Origin of the sequence: Streptomyces sp. 8N706, assembly GCF_052245415.1 — a bacterium.
Classification (GTDB): Bacteria; Actinomycetota; Actinomycetes; order Streptomycetales; family Streptomycetaceae; genus Streptomyces.
On the sequence record NZ_JBQQBW010000120.1, the window covers coordinates 1 to 19228 of the forward strand.

Below are 19228 nucleotides of genomic sequence, written 5' to 3' on the forward strand. Positions count from 1 at the left end.
GTGGTGACCTGTGGCGCCGAGGACTGGGGTGAGCCGGTCGATGTCGTCCTCGACGGGGTCGGCGGCGATCTGCTGCCGCGTGCGGTGGGGCGCTCGCCCCGTTCGGCCGTCCGGTCGCATTCCGCTCCCGCGGCGGGACGGTTCCGGCGCATGAACTGCTGTCCCGGTCCGCGTCGGTCACCGGTCTGCAGATGGCCCGGTTCGCGACCGCCCACGCCGACGTCTACGAGCGGCACCGGCGGGAGCTGAGCGAGCTGTCCGCCACCGGGCGGATCCGTACCGCCGTCCATGCCGAACTCCCTTTGGAGGAGGCGTCGAAGGCGCACGAGACCGTCGAGTCACGGGCCAATCCTGGCAAGGTCGTACTCCGGACGAGCTGAGTGGCGCACGGTGCTTGTGGGGAGGATCGCCGGGCACGTACCTTCGACGCCCGGACATGGGACGTCGGATGTCCTGCTCATCGGCTGAAGGGACGTGTCATGCGGTCAGATTTCCGTCCACGCGCCAGACCGCATCCGATGGGACGCCGGTGGCATCCCCTCCTGTTCTTACTCGCCGCCGCGGTGCTCATCCCGCCGATGGCCTCCCCACGGGCCGCGGCCTCGGAGGACTCTCCGGCCGCGGCCCGTACCGGCGTCGAGCAGCAGGTGCTGTTCAAGGCCTCCCAGGACCCCGGCTACGCCTGTTTCCGCATCCCGGCGATCGTGCGGACCACCCGGGGCACGCTGCTCGCCTTCGCCGAGGGCAGGGTGAAGAACTGCGGCGACGCCGCGGACATAGACCTGGTCCTCAAGCGCTCCACCGACGGCGGGCGCACCTGGGGGCCGCTTCGCGTGATCGACGAGGGCGGCGGGGACACCCACGGCAACCCGGCTCCGATCGTGGACACGCGCACCGGACGGATCGTGGTCGCCAGCACGTACAACGAGGGCCGGGACGACGCCGAGAGCTGCGCCGTACCGTGCGACCGCACCCCGCACCTCCAGTACAGCGACGACGACGGCGCCAGCTGGTCCCCGCCGCGGGACCTGACGGACTCGATCCGGCGGCCGGACTGGAACTCCTGGTACGCCACCGGGCCCGTGCACGGCATCCAGTTGACGCGCGGCCGGCACGCCGGCCGGCTGGTGTTCGGCATCAACGCCGAGACCCACGACGGGGCCCGGATCACCGCCAACCACGCGGCGCTGGTGCACAGCGACGACGGCGGCCGGCACTGGCGCGTCGGCGCGGTGGACTCCTGGCCGGTCGCCGACGACGGGACGTTCCGTCAGAAGCCGTCCGAGATGACCCTTCTCGAGCGGAGTGACGGGGCGGTCTACGTCAACGGGCGCGAGCAGGACGGCACGGACCTGGGACACCGGACGTACGCCATCAGCCGTGACGGCGGAGAGAGCTTCGCCGCACCCTTCCGCTCGATCCCCGGCCTCTATACACCGATGGTGCAGGGTGCGGCCCTGCGGCTGCGCAGCCGGGCCGGCGACGGCTACAGCAGACTGCTGTTCTCCTCGCCCGCCGACCCCGACCGGCGCCGCACCATGACGATCCGCTCCTCCTACGACGAGGGGCGCACCTGGGAGAGCGTCGACCGGGGCAGTCGGGTGACCACCGACTGGTCGGGCTACTCCGACTTGGTGGTTGTCTCCCACGACGTGATCGGACTCCTCTACGAAGGCGGGGCGGTCGACGCGCGGGACGAGATCCGCTTCGCCCGATTCACCGAGGACTGGCTCGGCCCGCGCCGCGGGCCCGGCCCGAGGACCGAGGACCGGGCGCCCCGGGCCCGCGACGCGTCCGTGCTTGGTGGCCCGACCCTGATGGGCGGCCCGTTCGGCCGTGCACTGTCCTTCGACGGCACCGACGACGCCGTACGCCTCCCCTACCGCGGCTCACTGCCCCTGGGCAGCGGGGACTTCACCGCGAGCCTGTGGTTCCGGTACACCGCCACCAGCGGTGAGCAGCCGTTTCTGTGGATGGGCGGCGTCGGACCCAGGAACCCGCAGGTGTGGCTGCGGGGGCGGCCGTCCATGGGCCGGGTGACCGCGCTCGTCACCGCCGTGGACGGCGCGCGCCCCGCCGCGACGGCCACGGTCAGCAGCGACGGCGCGTACAACGACGGCGCATGGCACCATGTGGCGCTGCGCCGGTCCGAGGGGCGTCTCCTCCTCACCGTCGACGGCGGGCGGACGCTCGCGGCCGATGTGCCGGGTTCGGTGAGCCGGTCCTCGACCTTTGGGGTCCATCTGGGCCAGTCGGCGGACAGCCGCTCCTGGCTGAACGGAGGGCTCGACGAGGTCCGGGTGTACGACCGGGCGCTGTCCGACGAGGAACTGGAACGGCTCCGCGTGGCCGACGGGCCCATCGGCCGTTCCCCCGTGCTGTGGCTGCCGCTGGACCACGTCCGCCCGAGGTGAGGGGAAGGTCACCTCGGGCGGAGTGCGGGTGTCCCCGGGGCGGGAGCGCCCCGGGCACACCGTGGGGGCCGTGGGGACGAGCGGGGCCCCCGGCGGGGGTCAGTTGAGGCAGCCGGAGATGAGGGCGGTCCCGCCGACGCAGTTGGTGGGGCTGTTACCGGTGATGGTGGTGTTGAGGGCCAACGGGAGGCTGGTTCCGAGGCGCAGGAGCGGCGCCGGGGTGGAGGCGCTCTGGGAGGTGCTGTTCTGGAGGGCAGGCGTGCCGAAGTTCCAGAACAGACCGCCCTGAGCACCGGTGGTCGTGACGGTGTTGTCACTGACGTTGCTGCTGACGTTGCTGCTGACATTGCTGCTGACATCGCTCGTGACGTCGGAGCTGACATTGCCGTTGCTGTCGGTGCTGACGGTGCTGTCCCTGATGGTGGTCAGCGAGTTCTGGTCGTCATCGTCCCCGACGGAGAGAGCGGCGCCGAGGCCGGCGGTGGGCCGGAGGAGGGGGGTGCCGTCGATCGTGACCTTGCCGTTGCTGAGGATGCCACCGGCCAGGCCGCCGAGCCTGCTGACGGTGTTTCCGGTGATGGCACTGGTGTCGAGCTCCGCGGTGCCGCCGTTGGCGACGCTGATGCCTCCCCCATCGCCCTGCGCGGTGTTTCCGCTGACGACGCTGGTCTCGAGCCCGAGCGTGCCGCCGTCCTGTACGAGGATGCCGCCCCCGTCGGAGGTGGTCGAGCCGCCGGAGACGGTGAGGTTCTCCAGCGCGAGATTGCCGTCGGCGCCGATGTCGAAGATGCGGAAGGGGTCCTGAGCGGTGTCGTCCCGGACGATGGTGGCGCCGTTGCCCTGGACGGTGACGGGCTTGACGATGGCCGGCAGCCCGTCCTCGCCGCTGACGGGCGTGGTGAGGTGGTAGGTGCAGCCGAGCGCCAGCGCGAGGGTGTCTCCGCTGCCGCCGTTGGCGGCGTTGAGTGCCGCGATCAGCCGACCGGTGTCGCACGGCACGGCGGTGGCCGCACGCGCGGGTACGGCCAGCGCCCCTACCACCAGGGCGGCGCAGACAGGGGCTAGACACAGACGGGTGAACTTCACGGGCTCTCCTCTGGTGTGCGGTGGGACCGCATGGAGTGGATGAACCCAGTAACCGTGAACCCCACCACCTGCCGATCATCGGATTTATAGAGCAATGAAGGCCCCGGCCCCCCAATGAGGTGATGGATAGGGCCACTTGCTCGATAGATGGCAGCCTCACGCAATGGCTTCGGCCGCCCGCCGGTGCCTCCGGCGGACGCGGGGCGGAGCCGGGCGGGACGCCGGGCGAGGTCCGTGCGGACGCGCTCGTCCCACCTGCCCTCCGCGGGAACCGCCGGAGCGCGAGCGGCGTCTTCCTGGGTGCGACGGACGCACTGCGGCGAGCCCCTCGGGCATCGCCCCCGCCCCCTTCCGGCAGGCGCCGGGGGCGGGAGACGACGGCAACGAGGCAGTGCCGGCCCGGACCCTCTGTAAAGCGGCCGTGACCGCCCGGGGCGGATTCGGTGGAGATTGCGGCGGCCGGAGCTTACCCAGGAGTCAGGAATGGCCCAAGCTATGAACATCGGGACTGCACATCGCCTCCTGACCAGCGCAAATGTTGCATTTCCGATTTCGGAACGACTCTCCCTTTCGGGGGCCCCATCGGGTACCGTCGCGGCGCTGTGCTGAGCACGCTAGGAGCAGGTCATTGCGCGAGTTCACCGTCCCTCCAGCGGAGACGCCGCCCCAGGTCGGAGGCCTGGCTGATGCGGTCTTCGACCAGGCCGCCGAGGACCCGCACCGGGTGGCGCTCGGCCGGAAGGTCGGCGGCGAGTGGCGGGATGTGACCACGGCCGAGTTCCGTGACGAGGTGCTGGCCCTCGCCAAGGGGCTGCTGGCCCACGGTGTCCGGTTCAACGACCGCGTGGCGATCATGTGCCGTACCCGCTACGAGTGGACCCTGTTCGACTTCGCGCTCTGGTCGATCGGCGCCCAGCCGGTGCCGGTGTATCCGACCTCCTCCGCGGAGCAGGTCTGCTGGATGCTGTACGACGCGGGCGTCACCGCCGTCATGGTCGAGACCGAGGACCATGCCATGACGGTCGGGTCGGTGATCGACCGGCTGCCTCAGCTGACCCGGCTGTGGCAGCTGGACGCCGGCGCCGTGACCGAGCTGATGGCGGCCGGGCAGCACATCGACGACGAGGTGGTCCACCGCCACCGGATGGCGGTCACCCCCGGCTCCACCGCCACCGTGATCTACACCTCCGGGACGACCGGCCGCCCCAAAGGCTGCGTGATCACTCATGCGAACCTCATGTTCGAGACCGACACCCTGGTCGCGCGCTGGGAGCCGGTGTTCCACTCCAAGCCCGGTGACCAGATGTCCACCCTGCTCTTCCTCCCGCTCGCCCATGTCTTCGGACGGATGGTGGAGATCACGGCGATCCGCGGCAAGGTGAAACTGGGCCACCAGCCGAGCCTCAACGCCAACGCTCTTCTGCCGGATCTCGCCGCCTTCAAGCCGACGTTCATCCTGGCGGTGCCGTACGTCTTCGAGAAGGTCTTCAGCGCCGCGCGCCGCAAGGCGGAGGCGGACGGAAAGCTCGGGCCGTTCGACAAGGCCGTCGATGTCGCGGTGCGTTACGCGGAGGCGCTGGAGCACAAGGCGTTCGAGACCGGGCGCGGCCCGGGCGCGGGCCTGCGCGTGCAGCACCAGCTGTTCGAGAAGCTCGTCTACAGCAAGCTGCGCGAGGCGATGGGCGGACGGATCCGTACCGCGATGTCGGGCGGCTCGGCGATGGAGCGGCGGCTCGGGCTGTTCTTCGCGGGGGCGGGCATCACGGTGTACGAGGGCTACGGGCTGACCGAGTCCACCGCCGCGGCCACCGCCAATCCGGTGGGGGCCACCCGCTACGGCACGGTCGGGCGGCCGATCCCCGGCACCACCGTGCATATCGCGGACGACGGCGAGGTGTGGCTGCACGGCCGTCACGTGTTCGAAGGCTATCTCAACGCCCCCAAGGAGACCGAGGCGGTGCTCAGGGACGGCTGGCTGGCGACCGGGGACCTCGGAGCGCTCGACGGGGACGGCTATCTGCGGATCACCGGGCGCAAGAAGGAGATCCTGGTGACCTCGGGCGGCAAGAGTGTGTCGCCCATCCCTCTGGAGGAGCGGGTACGGGCCCACCCGCTCGTCGCCCAGGCGATCGTGGTCGGCAACGACCGGCCGTACGTCGCCGCGCTCGTCACCCTCGACCCGGACTCCGTGGAGCACTGGCTGCACATGCGGGGCAAGCCGAAGATGAAACCCGCCGAGCTGGTCCGGGACAAGGATCTGGAGACCGAGATCCGGCGGGCGGTGGTCGCGGCGAACACCCTGGTGTCGCAGGCCGAGTCGATCCGGACGTTCCGGATCCTGGCGGCCCAGTTCTCCGAGGAGCACGGTCTGCTCACGCCGTCGCTGAAGCTGAAGCGCAAGGCGATCGAGAAGGCGTACGCCAGTGAGGTCGACGCGCTGTACCACACCTGAGCCGCCGGGGGCCGCGCGTGAATGCGGCTCCGGGGAGCTTCCCGGCAAACCCTCCCGGTCACAGCACTGGTGCCGCGCCGGCCAAGGTCCGCCCGGTAGCGAGGTGACCTGGTGCGGTCAGCTGCAAGGCGCCGGATTTCAGCCTCTGGGGTGCCCCCTGCCGAAGGCCAGGGGAGGGCCTACTCGGTCCTTCGGGCAACGCAGCTGGGGCCCCTCCCAGCGGCAGCTGGGGAGGCCGTGCCAGGGCAGCGAGCGGGGTGAACCTTGGCCGGCGCGGCACCAGAGGTACGGCGCCACCGACCGGCGCTGATCCACCGCCGCCTTCGGCCTGGTCCGACCCACGGGTACGGCGCCGCCAGCCGGCCGCTCGTCCCGGGCCGGCGCTTCCCTCCCGGCCGCCGGTTCACCCGGGAGTGCCCGAGCCACCCCCTGCCGGACCAACTGCCCTGCCTCTTCCGCCAAGATGTCCTTCCCGCGGCCAATCCGCACGCGAGCCGGTTCCGAATCACCGGTGGAGCCTGCGCGGACGCGGGCATGCCCGCGTGAAGGATGGGCGGCGGACAGCCGCCCGGTGCTTGGAGGAAACATGGGGTCCGCAGATCTCCACAGCCATACCCGGCCCGGACCGGCCGGGCCGGATCTGCAGGAGCTGTTGGGCTTGGTCGCCCGAGGCGACCAGGAGGCTTTCAGCCGTGTCTACGACGCGGTGTCCGGCCCCGTCCTCGGCCTCGTCCGCGGGGTGCTCCGCGACCCGGCCCAGTCCGAGGAGGTGGCACAGGAGGTGCTGGTGGAGGTCTGGCGCACCGCGGCCCGGTTCCGGTCGGACCGCGGCAGCGCCATGACCTGGGTGCTCACCCTCGCCCACCGCCGGGCCGTGGACCGGGTCCGGGCCGCGCAGGCCACGACCGACCGGGAGTACAGGGCGGCGCTGCTGGCACAGACTCCGGCCTTCGACGAGGTCATCGAGCAGGTGGAGGCGCGCCTGGAACGGGAGCAGGTGCGGCGCTGCATGCGCACCCTCACCGAACTGCAACGGCAGTCGGTGACCCTCGCGTACTACCGGGGGCTGACGTACCGGGAGGTCGCCCAACTGCTGTCCCTGCCACTGGGGACGGTGAAGACCCGATTGCGTGACGGGCTCATCCGGCTGCGCGACTGCCTGGGGGTGAACGCGTGAACACCGCGGATCTGCACACGCTGACCGGCGCCTACGCCACGCAGGCGCTGTCGGAGCCCGAGCGCGAGGAGTTCGAGCGGCACATGGCCGAATGTGCGCCGTGCACACAGGAGGTGCGGGAGCTGGCCGCGACGGCCGGACGGCTGGGCCTGGCCGTGTCGGTCTCGCCGCCGCCGGACATGAAGGACCGGGTCATGCGGAGTGTGGCCGCCGTCCGGCAGGAACCGCCGAGAATGTCCCGGCGGCGTACGCGCGGTGGCGCGCGGCACAAGCGCTCCCTGTCCCGCTTCACGCTCGCGGCGTGCGTGGCAGCGGCGGCGGGGCTCGGCGGCGTTGCGGTGTGGCAGTACCAGGCGGCCCAGGACGCGCGGCTGTCGGCCGAGCGGGCGGACCGGCGGGAGCAGGATCTGATCCGGGTGCTCGCCGCGCCGGACGCGAGGGCGACCACCGGAAAGCTCAAGGACGGCTCGTCCGCCACGGTCGTGGTCTCCCACCGCCAGGACAAGGCGGCGTTCTTCACCGCCGGTCTGCCGTCCCTGCCGGACGGCAAGGTCTACCAGCTGTGGTTCGCCGACGGGGGGACGATGCGCTCGGCCGGGCTGGTCGGCTCCTCGGCGGCGCCCGGCGGGGTGCTCATGGACGGCTCCGTCGGCCGGGCCTCGGGGGTGGGCATCACCGTCGAGCCGGCGGGCGGCTCCAAGCGGCCGACCACCGATCCCCTGGCCCTGATGAACGTGGCGCCCGCCCAGGGCGCGTAGGAGTGGCGCATGAGGGTGTCCATGGCGTTGTTCACCTCCGACCTGCGGGTGCATGACCAGCCCGTGCTGCGGGCGGCGCTGCGCGGCGCCGATGAGGTGGTGCCCCTGTTCATCGTCGACTCGGGCGTGCGGGAGGCGGGCTTCGACGCCCCCAACCGCCGCGCGTTTCTCGCCGACTGCCTCGCCGACCTCGACGCGAAGCTGCGGGAGCGCGGTGGCCGGCTCGTGGTCCGTACGGGCGATGTGGTCGAGCAGGTCTGCCGGGTGGCGTACGAGTCGGGGGCCCGGCGGGTCCACCTGGCGGCCGGGGCGAGCGGCTATGCGCTGCGGCGCGAGGCGCGGTTGCGGGCCGCGCTGGCGGAGGAGCGGTGCGAACTGCAGGTCCATGACGCGGTGAACCTGGTGCTGCCGCCCGGTGCGGTGGCGCCCGCGGACAGCGATCACTTCTCCGTGTTCACGCCGTACTTCCGGCACTGGGAGAGCGAGCGGCTGCGTCCCGCGATGGGGGCGCCGCGGGTGGTGCGGGTGCCCGAGGAGATCGGCTCGGACGATCTTTTGGCGCGGAAGGACCTGAAGGGGGTGTCGCCCGGTCTCGCGCGGGGCGGGGAGACCGAGGGCCGCAGGCGCCTCAAGGCCTGGGAGTCGGGGCCGCTGGACGCCTACGCCGACCGCCACGACGACCTGCCGGGCGATGCGACCTCCCGGCTCTCGCCGCATCTTCACTTCGGCTCGCTGTCACCGGTCGAACTGGCCCACCGGGCGCGGAAGTCCGGCGGCGCCGGCGCCGGGGCGTTCCTGCGGCAGCTGGCCTGGCGGGACTTCCACCACCAGGTGCTGGCGGCCCGCCCCGCGGCCGCGTGGCAGGACTACCGCCCCCGCGGGGACCGGTGGCGCGATGCCCCGGAGGAGGCCAGGGCGTGGCGGGAGGGCCGCACCGGCTACCCCGTGGTCGACGCGGCGATGCGGCAGTTGCGGTACGAGGGCTGGATGCACAACCGGGCGCGGCTGCTGGCGGCGAGCTTCCTCACCAAGACGCTCTACCTCGACTGGCGCGTGGGCGCCCGTCACTTCCTCGATCTGCTGGTGGACGGGGACGTGGCGAACAACCAGCTCAACTGGCAGTGGGTGGCGGGCACCGGGACCGACACCCGCCCGAACCGGGTGCTCGACCCGCTCGCGCAGGCCAGGCGCCTCGACCCGCACGGGGCGTACGTACGGCGCTGGGTGCCGGAGCTGTCCGGCATCGAGGGCCCGGAGGTCCACCAGCCCTGGCGGCTGCCCGCGACGGAACGCGAACGGCTCGGCTACCCGGAACCGGTCGTGGACCTCGCCGACGGACTCGCCCGCTTCCAGGAGGCCCGCGGCATCCGCTGAGCCCCGCCCTCAGCTCCGGCGCGGCGGCCGTGGAAGGAAGCCGCTGGTCCGGGCCTGGTACTCGGCGTATCCGGGACGGCCGGCCATATGCCGTTCCAGCAGCCGCTTCCCGCTTCCCGCGATCAGCAGCCAACTCATCACCAGCGGCGCCACCACCGAGACCGCCGCGGCCGCCGGGTCGTCGCAGACGATGACGAACAGACCCCACCACACACAGAAGTCCCCGAAGTAGTTGGGGTGCCGGGTCCAGCTCCACAGACCGCGGTCCATGATGCGGCCCTCGTTCGCCGGATCCGCTCTGAAGACGGCGAGCTGGAAGTCCCCGACGGCTTCGAAGACCAGACCCACCAGCCACAGGGCCGCCCCGGCCGCGCCGGTCCAGCTCACCGGTCCGGGCACGTACTGGGCGGCCTGGACGGGCAGCGACACCAGCCAGACCAGCGCGCCCTGGAGGAGGTAGACCGTGCGCAGGGCGTGGGCGTTACGGCTCCCGGGGGCCCTGGCGAGCAGCTTTTCGTAGCGCGCGTCCTCGCCGTGGCCGCGGCCCCGCCGGGCGATGTGCCCGGCGAGCCGCAGGCCCCAGACGACGGTGAGCACGGTGACCAGCAGCCGCCGGCCGCCGTCTCCGTGCCCGGCCGACATACCGTACGAGACCAGGGCGACGGTCGCGAACGCCAGGCCCCAGGCCACATCGACGACCCGGTGCACACCCTTGACCAGGGCGACACCGAAGGTGACGAGCATGACGGCCAGGGCCGCGCCCGCGGCGGCGGCGAGTCCGGCGCCGAACGCGGCCCAGGGGAAGCCGTTCACCGGCCGTCCCGTCCGGGATACCAGGTCCACGGCGTGGCGGGCAGCTCGCTCACCCCCTCGGCGCACGGGCGGACCGCCAGGATCTGGTCCACGCCCATCCGGCCCTCCTCGAACGCCAGGGCGCCGCCGACGAGATAGAGCCGCCACACCCGGGCCGTCTGTTCACCGACCATCGCCACCACCTCGTCCCACCGGTCCTCGAGCGTACGGTGCCAGGCGCCGATCGTCCGGACGTAGTGCTCCCGCAGGGCTTCCACATGGCGTACCTCCAGGCCGGCCCGCTCCAGCAGGGAGACGGTGCCGCCCAGCGGCCGCATATGCATGTCGGGCGCGATATAGCTCTCGATGAACGCGCCGCCGCCGGGAGCGTTCGCGCCCCGCGACATCTGCTGGACGAGCACCCGCCCGCGGGGCCGGAGCATCCGGTACAGGGTGCGGGCGAAGTGCGGGTACTCGGCGTCGCCGACGTGCTCGCCCATCTCGATCGTGGAGACGGCGTCGTAGGAGCCGCCGTCCAGGTCACGGTAGTCACGCAGCTCGACCTCGGCGAACTCCTCCAGGCCGCGGGCCCGGATCTGCTCGCGGACATGGTCCCGCTGCTCGCGGGAGAGGGTGACGGCGGTGACCCGCACCTTGTGCTCCTGCGCGGCGTGGAGGGTGAGCGAGCCCCAGCCGCAGCCGATGTCCAGCAGCCGCATGCCGGGGTGGAGCCCGAGCTTGCGGCAGATCAGCTCCAGCTTGTCGCGCTGGGCGTCGGCGGGCCCGTAGGAGGGGTCCTCGCTGGTCCAGTAGCCGCAGGAGTAGGCCATGGTCTCGTCGAGGAGGAGGGCGTAGAAGGCGTTGGAGAGGTCGTAGTGGTGGCTGATGGCGGCGCGGTCCCGGGACTTGCTGTGCAGGGTGCCGCGCAGTCGGGCCTCCATCGCCGGAGCGGGCGGGCGCGGGCCGACGGCTCCGAGCCGCAGCGCCGTCCCGGCGGCCCGGGCGAGGTCGGTGGCGGAGAGCCTCGGCGGGCGCAGACCGCGCTCGCGCACCGCCCTCCAGACCGTCCGCAACCCGTCGGCGAGATCCCCTTCGACCTCGATCTCACCGGTGATGTAGGCCTGGGCGAGGCCGAGTTCACCGGGCTGCCACAGCAGCCGGCGCAGCGCGCGGCGGGAGCGCAGCACCACCACGGGAGCGCCCTCCGGCCCGGCCGCACTGCCGTCCCAGGCGCGCAGCCGTACGGGCAGCCGGCCGCCGAGCAACTGCTCCAGCAGGGGCGCGAGCTGATGCGCGGCACCGTTCACCGGGCGGCCTCCTCCTTCGTCAGCAGCAGGTGCTGCACATCCAGGTAGCCGGACCGGAAGCCGGCCTCCGAGTAGGCCAGATAGAGGGTCCACATGCGGCGGAACGTCTCGTCGAAGCCGAGCGCGGCGACCTCGTCCGCGCGCTCGGTGAAGCGTTCCCGCCACAGCCGCAGGGTCTCGGCGTAGTGCACCCCGAAACGCTCGCGCCCGGCCGTCCGCAGCCCGGTGTGCGCGGCGGTCACCTGCTCCATCGCCTCGACCGAGGGCAGTTGGCCACCGGGGAAGATGTACTTCTGAATCCAGGTGAAGGTGGTACGGGAGGCGAGCATCCGCTCGTGCGGCATGGTGATCGCCTGCAACGCGACCAGCCCCCCGGGAGCGAGCAGCCGGTCCAGGGCGGAGAAGTACTGCGGCCAGAACTCCGCACCCACCGCCTCGATCATCTCCACGCTGACGATGGCGTCGTACACGCCCTCGATCTGCCGGTAGTCGCGGAGCAGGACGCTCACCCGGTCCGTCTGGCCCGCCTCCTCGATGCGCACCCGGGCCAGATCCCGCTGCTCCCGGGAGAGGGTGACCGAGACGACTCGCGCACCGCGCTCCGCGGCCCGGATGGCCAGTTCGCCCCAGCCGGTGCCGATCTCCAGCAGCTGGGTGCCGGGCCCGACGCCGGCCAGGTCGAGCAATCGGTCGATCTTGCGGTGCTGGGCGGCGGGCAGCAGCGAGTGCTCGGCGGGAAAGCCCCGGAACACCGCCGAAGAGTAGGACAGGGTCCGGTCGAGGAAGAGGGCGAACAGGTCGTTCGACAGGTCGTAGTGGCGGTGGATGTTGCCGCGTGCGCCGTCGATGGTGTTGCGCTGCGCCTCCGGCTGCCGGCGGGCCCACAGCCCGCGCAGCCGTTGCAGGGACGGGGGGACGAGGCCGGCGACGTTCCCGGCGAGGACCGACAGCACGCCGACCAGGTCCTCCGCCTCCCACTCGCGCGCCATGTAGGACTCGCCGAAGCCGATCAGGCCGCCGGCGCCGATCCGCCGGAAGAACGCCTCCGGGTCACGGATCTCCATGAGGGGGCCGCCCGTTCCGAGGGGCTCGCCGCCCCGCAGCCGGACGTGGAGCGGCAGCCGGGCCAGCGCACGGCGGACGATCAGCTCGGCGACGGCGGCCCGTACGCGCGAGCAGGCCGGCACGGTGGCCACATCGGGCCACCGCTCGTGGTCCACCGCGGCCGGAGGGGTCGTGCCCGGCAGGCTGAGCACACCGGCGGGGCTCGGTATGCCCGGGGCGCCGGGGGGATTCGATGTGCGGGGAGTGCTGGGAGAGTTCTGGGATACGGACAGGCTCACTGCAGACCCTTCTGGGTTCGGTGACGAGGACGGGGCTGGACGGGCAGCCCCCGCAGGAACAGCCGGATTCCGTGCATCCGGATGCCCAGGGATACGGCGGCGGTGGACCACGGGTGACGGACCGCGGCACGCAGCAGGCCCAGCGCGGTGGCGGGGCGGCGCTCGCCGCGTACGGTCGCCGTGAACGGGCGCTGCCCGTCACGCTCCAGATGCACCGTCAGTTCGAGTCGGCCGGCGGGCTCGGGCAGCCGCATCCGGTACCGGCCGTCGACGGGGAAGAACGGCGAGACGTAGAACTCCTTGTCCACCCGGGCCCGGTGGTGGCCGTCGGTACGGAGCAGGTAGCAGTGCCGCTCGCCGTAGGTGTTGTGCACTTCGGCCACGACACAGAGCGGCTTCCCGTCCCGGTCGTGGCACCAGTAGAGGGTCAGCGGATTGAAGACATGGCCGAGGACCCGGGCGTGGGTGAGCATGAGGACCCTGCCGCCCGCCAGGTCCACGCCTTGGGCGGCCAGAAAGCTCTCCAGCCCGGCCCGGATGGTCGGCGCGCCGCCGCCGAAGTGGTCGCGGGCGTCGAAACCGGCGAGCGGGCGCAGCAGCCGGGGCAGGCGCGGCAGCCGGTCGGGGTCGACCAGCCACAGATAGGTGCGGTGGCGGAAGCCGTACCGCTGGGGGCGGCTGCGGACATGCGCCACGGTGCAGGTGTAGAGCGCGGTGACGGAGGCGGTCACCAGGCCACTCCCAGGCTCCGCGCGGCCTCGACGCCCGAGCGGCAGCCGTCCTCGTGGAAGCCCCAGCCGTGGTACGCGCCCGCGTAGGCGGTGACGGGGCCGCTGAGGCCCGGGAGGCTGCGCTGTGCGGCGACCGACTCCGGTGTGTAGACGGGGTGTTCGTACTCCATCCGGGCCAGGACGGTGTCCTCGGCGACACGGTCGGCGCCGTTCAGGGTGACGACGTAGTCCTCGGGCGCGTCCAGCCGCTGGAGCCGGTTCATGTGGTAGCTGACCCGCACCGCTCCCGCGGAGGCGCGGCAGGAGGGCATCAGATAGTTCCAGGACGCCCTGGCCCCGGGGCTGCGGGGCAGCAGGGAGCTGTCGGTGTGCAGCAGGGTCGGGTTGCGGGAGTAGCGGAAGGCCCCCAGCACCCGGCGTTCGTCGGCGGTGGGGTCGGCGAGCAGCCGCAGGGCCTGGTCGGGGTGGACGGCGAGCACCACGGCGTCGTAGCGCCGGGAGCAGCCGTCCTCGGTGACGACCTCGGCCCCGTCGGGGAAACGGCGTACGGCCCGTACGGGCGCGGCCGTGTGCACGGTGGTCAGCTGCTTGCCGATCCGCTCGACGTACTCGCGCGAACCGCCGGTGACGGTGCGCCAGGTCGGGGAGCCGCTGATGCCGAGCATCCCGTGGTGCTCCAGGAAGCGGAAGAGATAGCGGGCCGGGTAGCGCAGGGCGGTCTCGGGGCCGCAGGACCAGACGGCCGAGACCACGGGGGTCATGAAGTGGGCGGTGAAGTACGCGGAGAAGCCGCCCGCGGCGAGGAAGTCGCCGAGGGTGCGGTCCGAGTCGGCGCCCTCGGCGAGCAGCCGCCGCGCCCGGCGGTGGAAGGCGGGGACCTCGGTGAGCATCCGCAGATAGGGAGCCCGGAAGGCGTTACGGGGCTGGGCGAACAGGCCCTGGGGTCCGCGTGCGCCCGCGTATTCGAGGCCGCACCCCTCGCACCGCACCGACATGCTCATCTCGGACACCTGGGTGGTCACCCCGAGTTCACGGAAGAGCCGCAGCAGATGCGGATAGGTGCGTTCGTTGTGGACGATGAAGCCCGAGTCGACGGGGTGCACCCGGCCGTCGGAGGACGGTACGTCGTGGGTGTGGGCGTGACCCCCCAGCCGGTCGTCCGCCTCGTAGAGGGTCACCTCGTGGGAGCGGCGCAGCACATGCGCCGCTGTCAGTCCGGCCACTCCGCCGCCCACCACGGCCGTCCGACGCCGTTCCACCGCCATGCCGCTCCCTCCACGCCTGCCGCGGGCCAAGCCCCTCGCCTGGCCATTCGATGCGGCGGCTGCCGTGGATTGGTCGCGGTCGCGATCTTTTTTGACGGGTCACGATCATCCTTGTTCCGGATGAATTCACCCATCCGCCGGTTACTTCACGACGCATGACCGGTGGGAGCGGGGAGGGGAAGGCGGATGCGGGCTGGCGCCCGGGCGGTCCGGAGGGCCCACGACGCGGTGGAGACCGGCATACGCCGGCCGCCGCCCCTCGCGTGGCGGCACGCGGCGGCGGCAGCGCGGCGGCTCGTCGCCGGCCTCAGCCGGTGGTTCCTCCCACCCCGTGCTCCGCGGCGATCTGCTCGATGCGATGGGCCAGTTCGAGGTCCAGCTCCGTCACTTTGCCGCCCACACTGTGGGTGTTCACCGACGCCTTCAGCTTGTTGTAGGAGAGGGTCAGATCGGCGTGATGGCCCAGCGCGTCCTGGACGCGGGCGATCTGCCCCACCATGGCCGCCGCCGCGAGATGCCCCTCGAAGGTGTACGTCCGCTCGATCCGGTCCCCCTCCAGGGACCAGCCGGGCAGCTCCGCGAGCGCGTCCTCGATCTCCTTGTGCGACAGGGGTTCGGGTGCCATGTCTGCTGCCCTCCGGGGCTCTGCTCGGTGACGGGGCGGTGGATTCCGCATCGCGGTGGATACCCGCACGTTCCACCCTGCCACCGGAGAGGGGCGGTTTCGCGTCAATGTGCTCCTGGGGCGGGAGCTGCCTTCCGGGAGAGGGAGTGCCCTTCTGTGCTCCTGCGCCGGACGGGGTGGTTACCGGCGGTAGCCGGAAGGCTGGGCCACGTCAGGGGCCGGTTGCCGTGGGGTCGGTTGCCGTGGGGTCCGTTCTGGCGACGCGGGTGTTCTGGACCGGCACGGTGGGGCGGTCCAGCCGGTACTGGTCGGACTGGATGCGGTACAAGTCCCGGAAGATGCCGGGGCCTTCGGCGTCGTCGGCCATGAGGGAGGTGAAGGTGCCGCTCTCGGCGAGGCGTCCGTCGGCAAGGACGTGGATCATGTCCGCGTGGCGTACGGAACCGAGCCGGTGCGTGATGAGAATGACGGTCTGGCCGGAGTCGGCGAGGCTGCGGATCTGCTCGAACACCTGCTGTTCCGCCTTCGCGTCGAGGGCCGAGGTCGGCTCGTCGACGACCAGGATCTCGGCGTCGCGGTACCGTGCGCGGGCGATGCCCAGGCGCTGCCACTGCCCGCCGCTCAGCTGATGGCCGCCACGGTACCCGCGGGCCAGCAGAGTCCCCCAGCCGCGCGGCAGGCCCGCGATCACCTCGTCGGCACCGGCGTAGCGGGCTGCGGTCTCCAGCCGCTCCTCCGTGATCGGCACCTCGGGACGGCCGATGGCGACGTTCACCTTCGCCGTGAACGGCCAGTGGTGGAAGTCCTGTCCGACCACGGCGATGCGGGAGCACAGCTCCTGCCGGTCCACGTCCGCCGTATCCGTCCCGTCCCACAGGATGCGGCCCTCGTCCGGGGCGTAGAGGCCGCACAGCAGCTTGATCAAGGTGGTCTTCCCGCTGCCGTTCTCACCGACCAGCGCGACGATCCTGCCCATGGGGATGGACAGGCTGATGTGGTGCAGGGCCGGTTCGTTGTCGGTGCCCGGATAGGTGAAGGAGACGTCCTCGACATGGATGTGGCCCGGCCGCTCCGGCAGCGGTACACCGCCGGTCGGAATCGCCCGGCGCTCCGCTTCCTCGCACAGCCGGTCCAGGTCCCCGACGAACAGCGATTCCTCGTGCAGATAGTTGATCTGCAGAACCAGGTCGTCCAGGCTGGACGCCCCCGTACGGATGGCGATCACGGCGGTTCCGGCGACCGAGAGGGCCATGGCGCCCGTCCACAGCAGACCGCCGAGGGTGGCGTAGGTGGCGAGGGCCGCGATCCCGCTCCATACGGCTGCGATGAGGCTCGTCCGTGCGGCCAGGCGCGCGAGCCGTGTCTGTTCCTCCTCCGAGCTCTCCGACATACCGCGGAAGTGCTCGAGCAGGAACGGCCCGAGATGGTGGACCCGGACCTCGGGGGCCGCGTCCGTACTGATCAGCAGACGGCTGATGAGCTGTCCGGCGCGGGAGTGCTGGACCCAGGCGTGGTACGAGCGGTAGCGGCGGCGGGCGATCGACAGTGCCGCCCACGCGCTGGGCAGCGTCATGGCCACCAGCAGGGGCAGCAGCAGCGGATGCAGTACGGCCAGGACTCCGGCCGCCGCGGTGAGCGACAGCAGGGCTTTGATCACGGAGGTGCAGTATTTGATCATCCGGCGGGCGGACATCGCTCCGTACTGTGCGCTGTCGAGCAGCTTGTGGAAGGTGTCGTCCTCGATGGCGGAGAGCTCGACGCGGGCCGTGCGCTCGAGATACACCTCGGTGGCCACCCGCTCCACCTTGGGTTCCAGACGGCCGGTGCCGGCGGTGGAGGCCGACCGGAGCAGCGCGCCGCTCAGCGCGACGACGGCGACCACGACGAGCGCGGGAGCCGCCTCGCGCAGCCGGTCGGCGGTCGGGCCGTCGCCGAGCAGCTCGGCGAGGACGCGGTTGACGGCGACCAGGCCGATCGCCTGGGCGACACCGCGGCCGATCTCCGCGAGGGCGACCGTCCGCAGGGCACGGCGGTCCGCCCGCCAGGCCAGCCGTGCGGTGGTGGCGAGGAGATGCGGCAGCCGCAGCACCATGCCCGCCAGGTTCAGATGCAGAAAGGCGTCCTCGTGCCGGCTCCAGCCCAGGTCGTAGCGGAGCGGGCCGCCGAACAGCAGACGCTCGGACTCCGAGGACTCCTCCGCGCCCCGCTCGTCCGCCGGGCGCCTGCGCAGCCACTTCATACGACGCCCCCGGTGCGCTCGCCGGGGAACGTACGCCCGTGCCGTTCGAACAGGAGCGGGACGCCGATGGGGTACGGGCGGGGGTGCATTGCGCCTCCTCGGTTGACGCCGACTCAGACGGATGCTCGGAGAACGTGTCCGGCGCGTCCCCCGTAACGGGGATCGAGGGGCGATTTCTCGACGCCACGTTCGAGCGGTCCACGGTGACCGGCCGGGCCGGGACCGGTGGCCTGTGACACCGGGGCGAACCACCCGGACGTGGCAGGCCACCCGAATCGGGGCTTGCGTTGCGGGTGAGTACGGTCGGCCGGGCGCAGGGCCGGCCCGCGCCGGACGCGCCACGGTGGCCGGCCCCTTCCGGGCTCGGCCGGTCCCGGAAGGGCCCCGCCGACGAGCGCGGCGCCCCGCGGAGATCTACCGTCGAAGGATGGACTTCAACATCAGCGAGGAGGAGGAAGCGCTGCTCCTCCGGATTCATGAGCGCCTGGCCGCCGGGGGCAACCCGACGGAGGACGAACTCGCACACGAGCTGGGCGACGACGCCCGGCGGCAGCTCGAGTCATTGGCGGACAAGGGCTGGGTGTCGTTGATCCAGCCACCGGAGGGCGGCCCGACCCTGGTCAGCGGCCTCTCCCCGATGGCCCAGTCGGCGATCTCCAACCGGCGCGACGCGGAAATGTGACGCCCCGGGCCGGAACATCGGCCTTCAGCACGCCCGGTGCTCCCGACGCTTCAGCCGGTCCCGGTCCCGGTCGCGGTCGCGGAGCCGAGGCCGTCCACGTCCGGCCTCGCCCTGCGGGCGGACATCCGGACGTGGACCGGTACGCCGCGAACAGGAACAGCCCGCTCTGGTACGGGACATCGGACCGCTGCCCGCCCGACCGGGCTCCCTTCTCACCCGACGCGTTCGGCGGGCTCGTCGGGTGACGTCAGCGGCACCTGCGGGCCGTTCGCCTCGCCGAGCCAGCGGCGGAGGACGCCGTGCACCTGCTCCGCCCCCGCCGGCTCCCCGCCGTCCCCCACCGGCGCGGACAGCTCCACCGGCCACAGCAGGAACGGCCGGGCCTGGCAGCCGCCCAGCCCGCCGTGCGAACCGATCTGCTCCTCGAACGCGTACACCTCTCCGGTGGCCGGGTCGTACGCCGAGTTCACCATGATGTCGGCCGCGTGCGGGAAGCCTGAGGTGCGCCGTACGGTCTCCTCCGCTCCGGGCCCGAACGGCTCGAGGGGGCCGGCTCCCCTCTCCCCCAGCAGCTCCCCCGTCTCGAGCCGGTGCTCGGCCCCGCCCGGGCCGAGCACCACCGCGCCGTGCTCCTCGCTCCGTACCAGCACGAAGCCGATCCCCGGATGCTCCGCCAGCGTGCGCAGCAGTGCCGGATGGCGGGCGTCGATCTCCTCACGGCTGACCCGGCCGGGCAGTCCGGGGAAGCTGACGAGACCGAGGTTGCCGGAGCCGAGGACGATCGGGTCGGTGGCCCTGGCCCGGCGCTGCCGCTGGTCTCCGCCCTCCTTCTCGGGGCGGTGCAGCGCCGCCCGCGCCGCTGCCCGCGCCTCCGCGCCGCTGGGCGAGCGGCGGGCCCGGCGCGGGACGGGCAGCCCGCACCCGGCCCGTATGAGGTCCTGGAGGGTGAGGCCGTAGAGGCCGGCGAAGGTCAGGCAGGGGCT

General features: G+C 72.3%; 15 protein-coding genes and 1 pseudogene. 7 read left to right on the forward strand and 9 right to left on the reverse strand.

What is annotated here, in order from left to right:
* Positions 1 to 191: 191 nt before the first annotated feature.
* Together ACTWQE_RS29195 and ACTWQE_RS29200 are read left to right on the forward strand one after the other, a co-directional pair.
* Positions 192 to 380, forward strand: coding sequence for a zinc-binding dehydrogenase (locus ACTWQE_RS29195; RefSeq protein ID WP_443332074.1), 189 nt, complete (start codon positions 192 to 194; stop codon positions 378 to 380).
* Positions 381 to 518: 138 nt separating this feature from the next.
* Complete coding sequence (locus ACTWQE_RS29200; protein WP_443332075.1) at positions 519 to 2414, forward strand: exo-alpha-sialidase; 1896 nt, start codon at positions 519 to 521, stop codon at positions 2412 to 2414.
* Positions 2415 to 2513: 99 nt separating this feature from the next.
* Here ACTWQE_RS29200 and ACTWQE_RS29205 read toward each other — a convergent pair whose 3' ends face one another.
* Positions 2514 to 3500, reverse strand: coding sequence for a hypothetical protein (locus ACTWQE_RS29205; RefSeq protein ID WP_443332076.1), 987 nt, complete (start codon positions 3498 to 3500; stop codon positions 2514 to 2516).
* A 628-nt stretch (positions 3501 to 4128) separates the two neighbouring features.
* On the opposite strand from ACTWQE_RS29205, the gene ACTWQE_RS29210 reads away from it, so the two are divergent.
* The 4 genes from ACTWQE_RS29210 (at position 4129) to ACTWQE_RS29225 (ending at position 9261) form a co-directional block, all read left to right on the forward strand.
* Entirely contained in the window at positions 4129 to 5952 is a 1824-nt protein-coding gene (locus tag ACTWQE_RS29210; protein WP_443332077.1) for an AMP-dependent synthetase/ligase, read from the forward strand.
* Between the two features lie 586 nt (positions 5953 to 6538).
* Positions 6539 to 7129 carry a sigma-70 family RNA polymerase sigma factor gene (locus ACTWQE_RS29215; RefSeq protein WP_443332078.1) on the forward strand — a complete coding sequence of 197 codons (591 nt, stop codon included), beginning with the start codon at positions 6539 to 6541 and terminating at the stop codon, positions 7127 to 7129.
* Positions 7126 to 7887: an anti-sigma factor gene (locus ACTWQE_RS29220; protein WP_443332079.1), complete on the forward strand. Its 762-nt coding sequence runs from the start codon at positions 7126 to 7128 to the stop codon at positions 7885 to 7887. Before ACTWQE_RS29215 ends, ACTWQE_RS29220 begins: the two co-directional genes overlap by 4 nt.
* Positions 7888 to 7896: 9 nt before the next feature.
* Entirely contained in the window at positions 7897 to 9261 is a 1365-nt protein-coding gene (locus ACTWQE_RS29225) for a cryptochrome/photolyase family protein (RefSeq protein ID WP_443332080.1), read from the forward strand.
* 9 nt (positions 9262 to 9270) lie between these two features.
* On the opposite strand, the gene ACTWQE_RS29230 is transcribed toward ACTWQE_RS29225, so the two are convergent.
* The 7 genes from ACTWQE_RS29230 to ACTWQE_RS29260 form a co-directional block, all read right to left on the reverse strand.
* Positions 9271 to 10074, reverse strand: coding sequence for a DUF1295 domain-containing protein (locus tag ACTWQE_RS29230; protein ID WP_443332081.1), 804 nt, complete (start codon positions 10072 to 10074; stop codon positions 9271 to 9273).
* Positions 10071 to 11360, reverse strand: a complete 1290-nt coding sequence (locus tag ACTWQE_RS29235) for a class I SAM-dependent methyltransferase (RefSeq protein WP_443332082.1) — start codon at positions 11358 to 11360, stop codon at positions 10071 to 10073. Before ACTWQE_RS29235 ends, ACTWQE_RS29230 begins: the two co-directional genes overlap by 4 nt.
* Entirely contained in the window at positions 11357 to 12634 is a 1278-nt protein-coding gene (locus tag ACTWQE_RS29240) for a class I SAM-dependent methyltransferase (protein WP_443332088.1), read from the reverse strand. The genes ACTWQE_RS29235 and ACTWQE_RS29240 overlap by 4 nt, the downstream gene beginning before the upstream one ends.
* 65 nt (positions 12635 to 12699) lie before the next feature.
* A complete protein-coding gene (locus ACTWQE_RS29245; RefSeq protein ID WP_443332083.1) occupies positions 12700 to 13434 on the reverse strand; it encodes a DUF1365 domain-containing protein in 735 nt (244 codons plus the stop codon).
* Positions 13431 to 14699: an NAD(P)/FAD-dependent oxidoreductase gene (locus tag ACTWQE_RS29250; RefSeq protein ID WP_443332084.1), complete on the reverse strand. Its 1269-nt coding sequence runs from the start codon at positions 14697 to 14699 to the stop codon at positions 13431 to 13433. The genes ACTWQE_RS29245 and ACTWQE_RS29250 overlap by 4 nt, the downstream gene beginning before the upstream one ends.
* Before the next feature lie 307 nt (positions 14700 to 15006).
* On the reverse strand, positions 15007 to 15324 hold the full coding sequence (locus tag ACTWQE_RS29255) for a 4a-hydroxytetrahydrobiopterin dehydratase (RefSeq protein WP_443332085.1): 318 nt from the start codon (positions 15322 to 15324) through the stop codon (positions 15007 to 15009).
* Positions 15325 to 15535: 211 nt separating this feature from the next.
* Positions 15536 to 17563, reverse strand: coding sequence for an ABC transporter ATP-binding protein (locus ACTWQE_RS29260; RefSeq protein WP_443332086.1), 2028 nt, complete (start codon positions 17561 to 17563; stop codon positions 15536 to 15538).
* 427 nt (positions 17564 to 17990) lie between these two features.
* On the opposite strand from ACTWQE_RS29260, the gene ACTWQE_RS29265 reads away from it, so the two are divergent.
* Complete coding sequence (locus tag ACTWQE_RS29265) at positions 17991 to 18245, forward strand: hypothetical protein (protein ID WP_443332087.1); 255 nt, start codon at positions 17991 to 17993, stop codon at positions 18243 to 18245.
* Positions 18246 to 18457: 212 nt separating this feature from the next.
* Here the strand turns inward: ACTWQE_RS29265 and ACTWQE_RS29270 are convergent.
* A pseudogene (locus tag ACTWQE_RS29270) lies at positions 18458 to 19228 on the reverse strand (hypothetical protein); the annotation flags it as partial.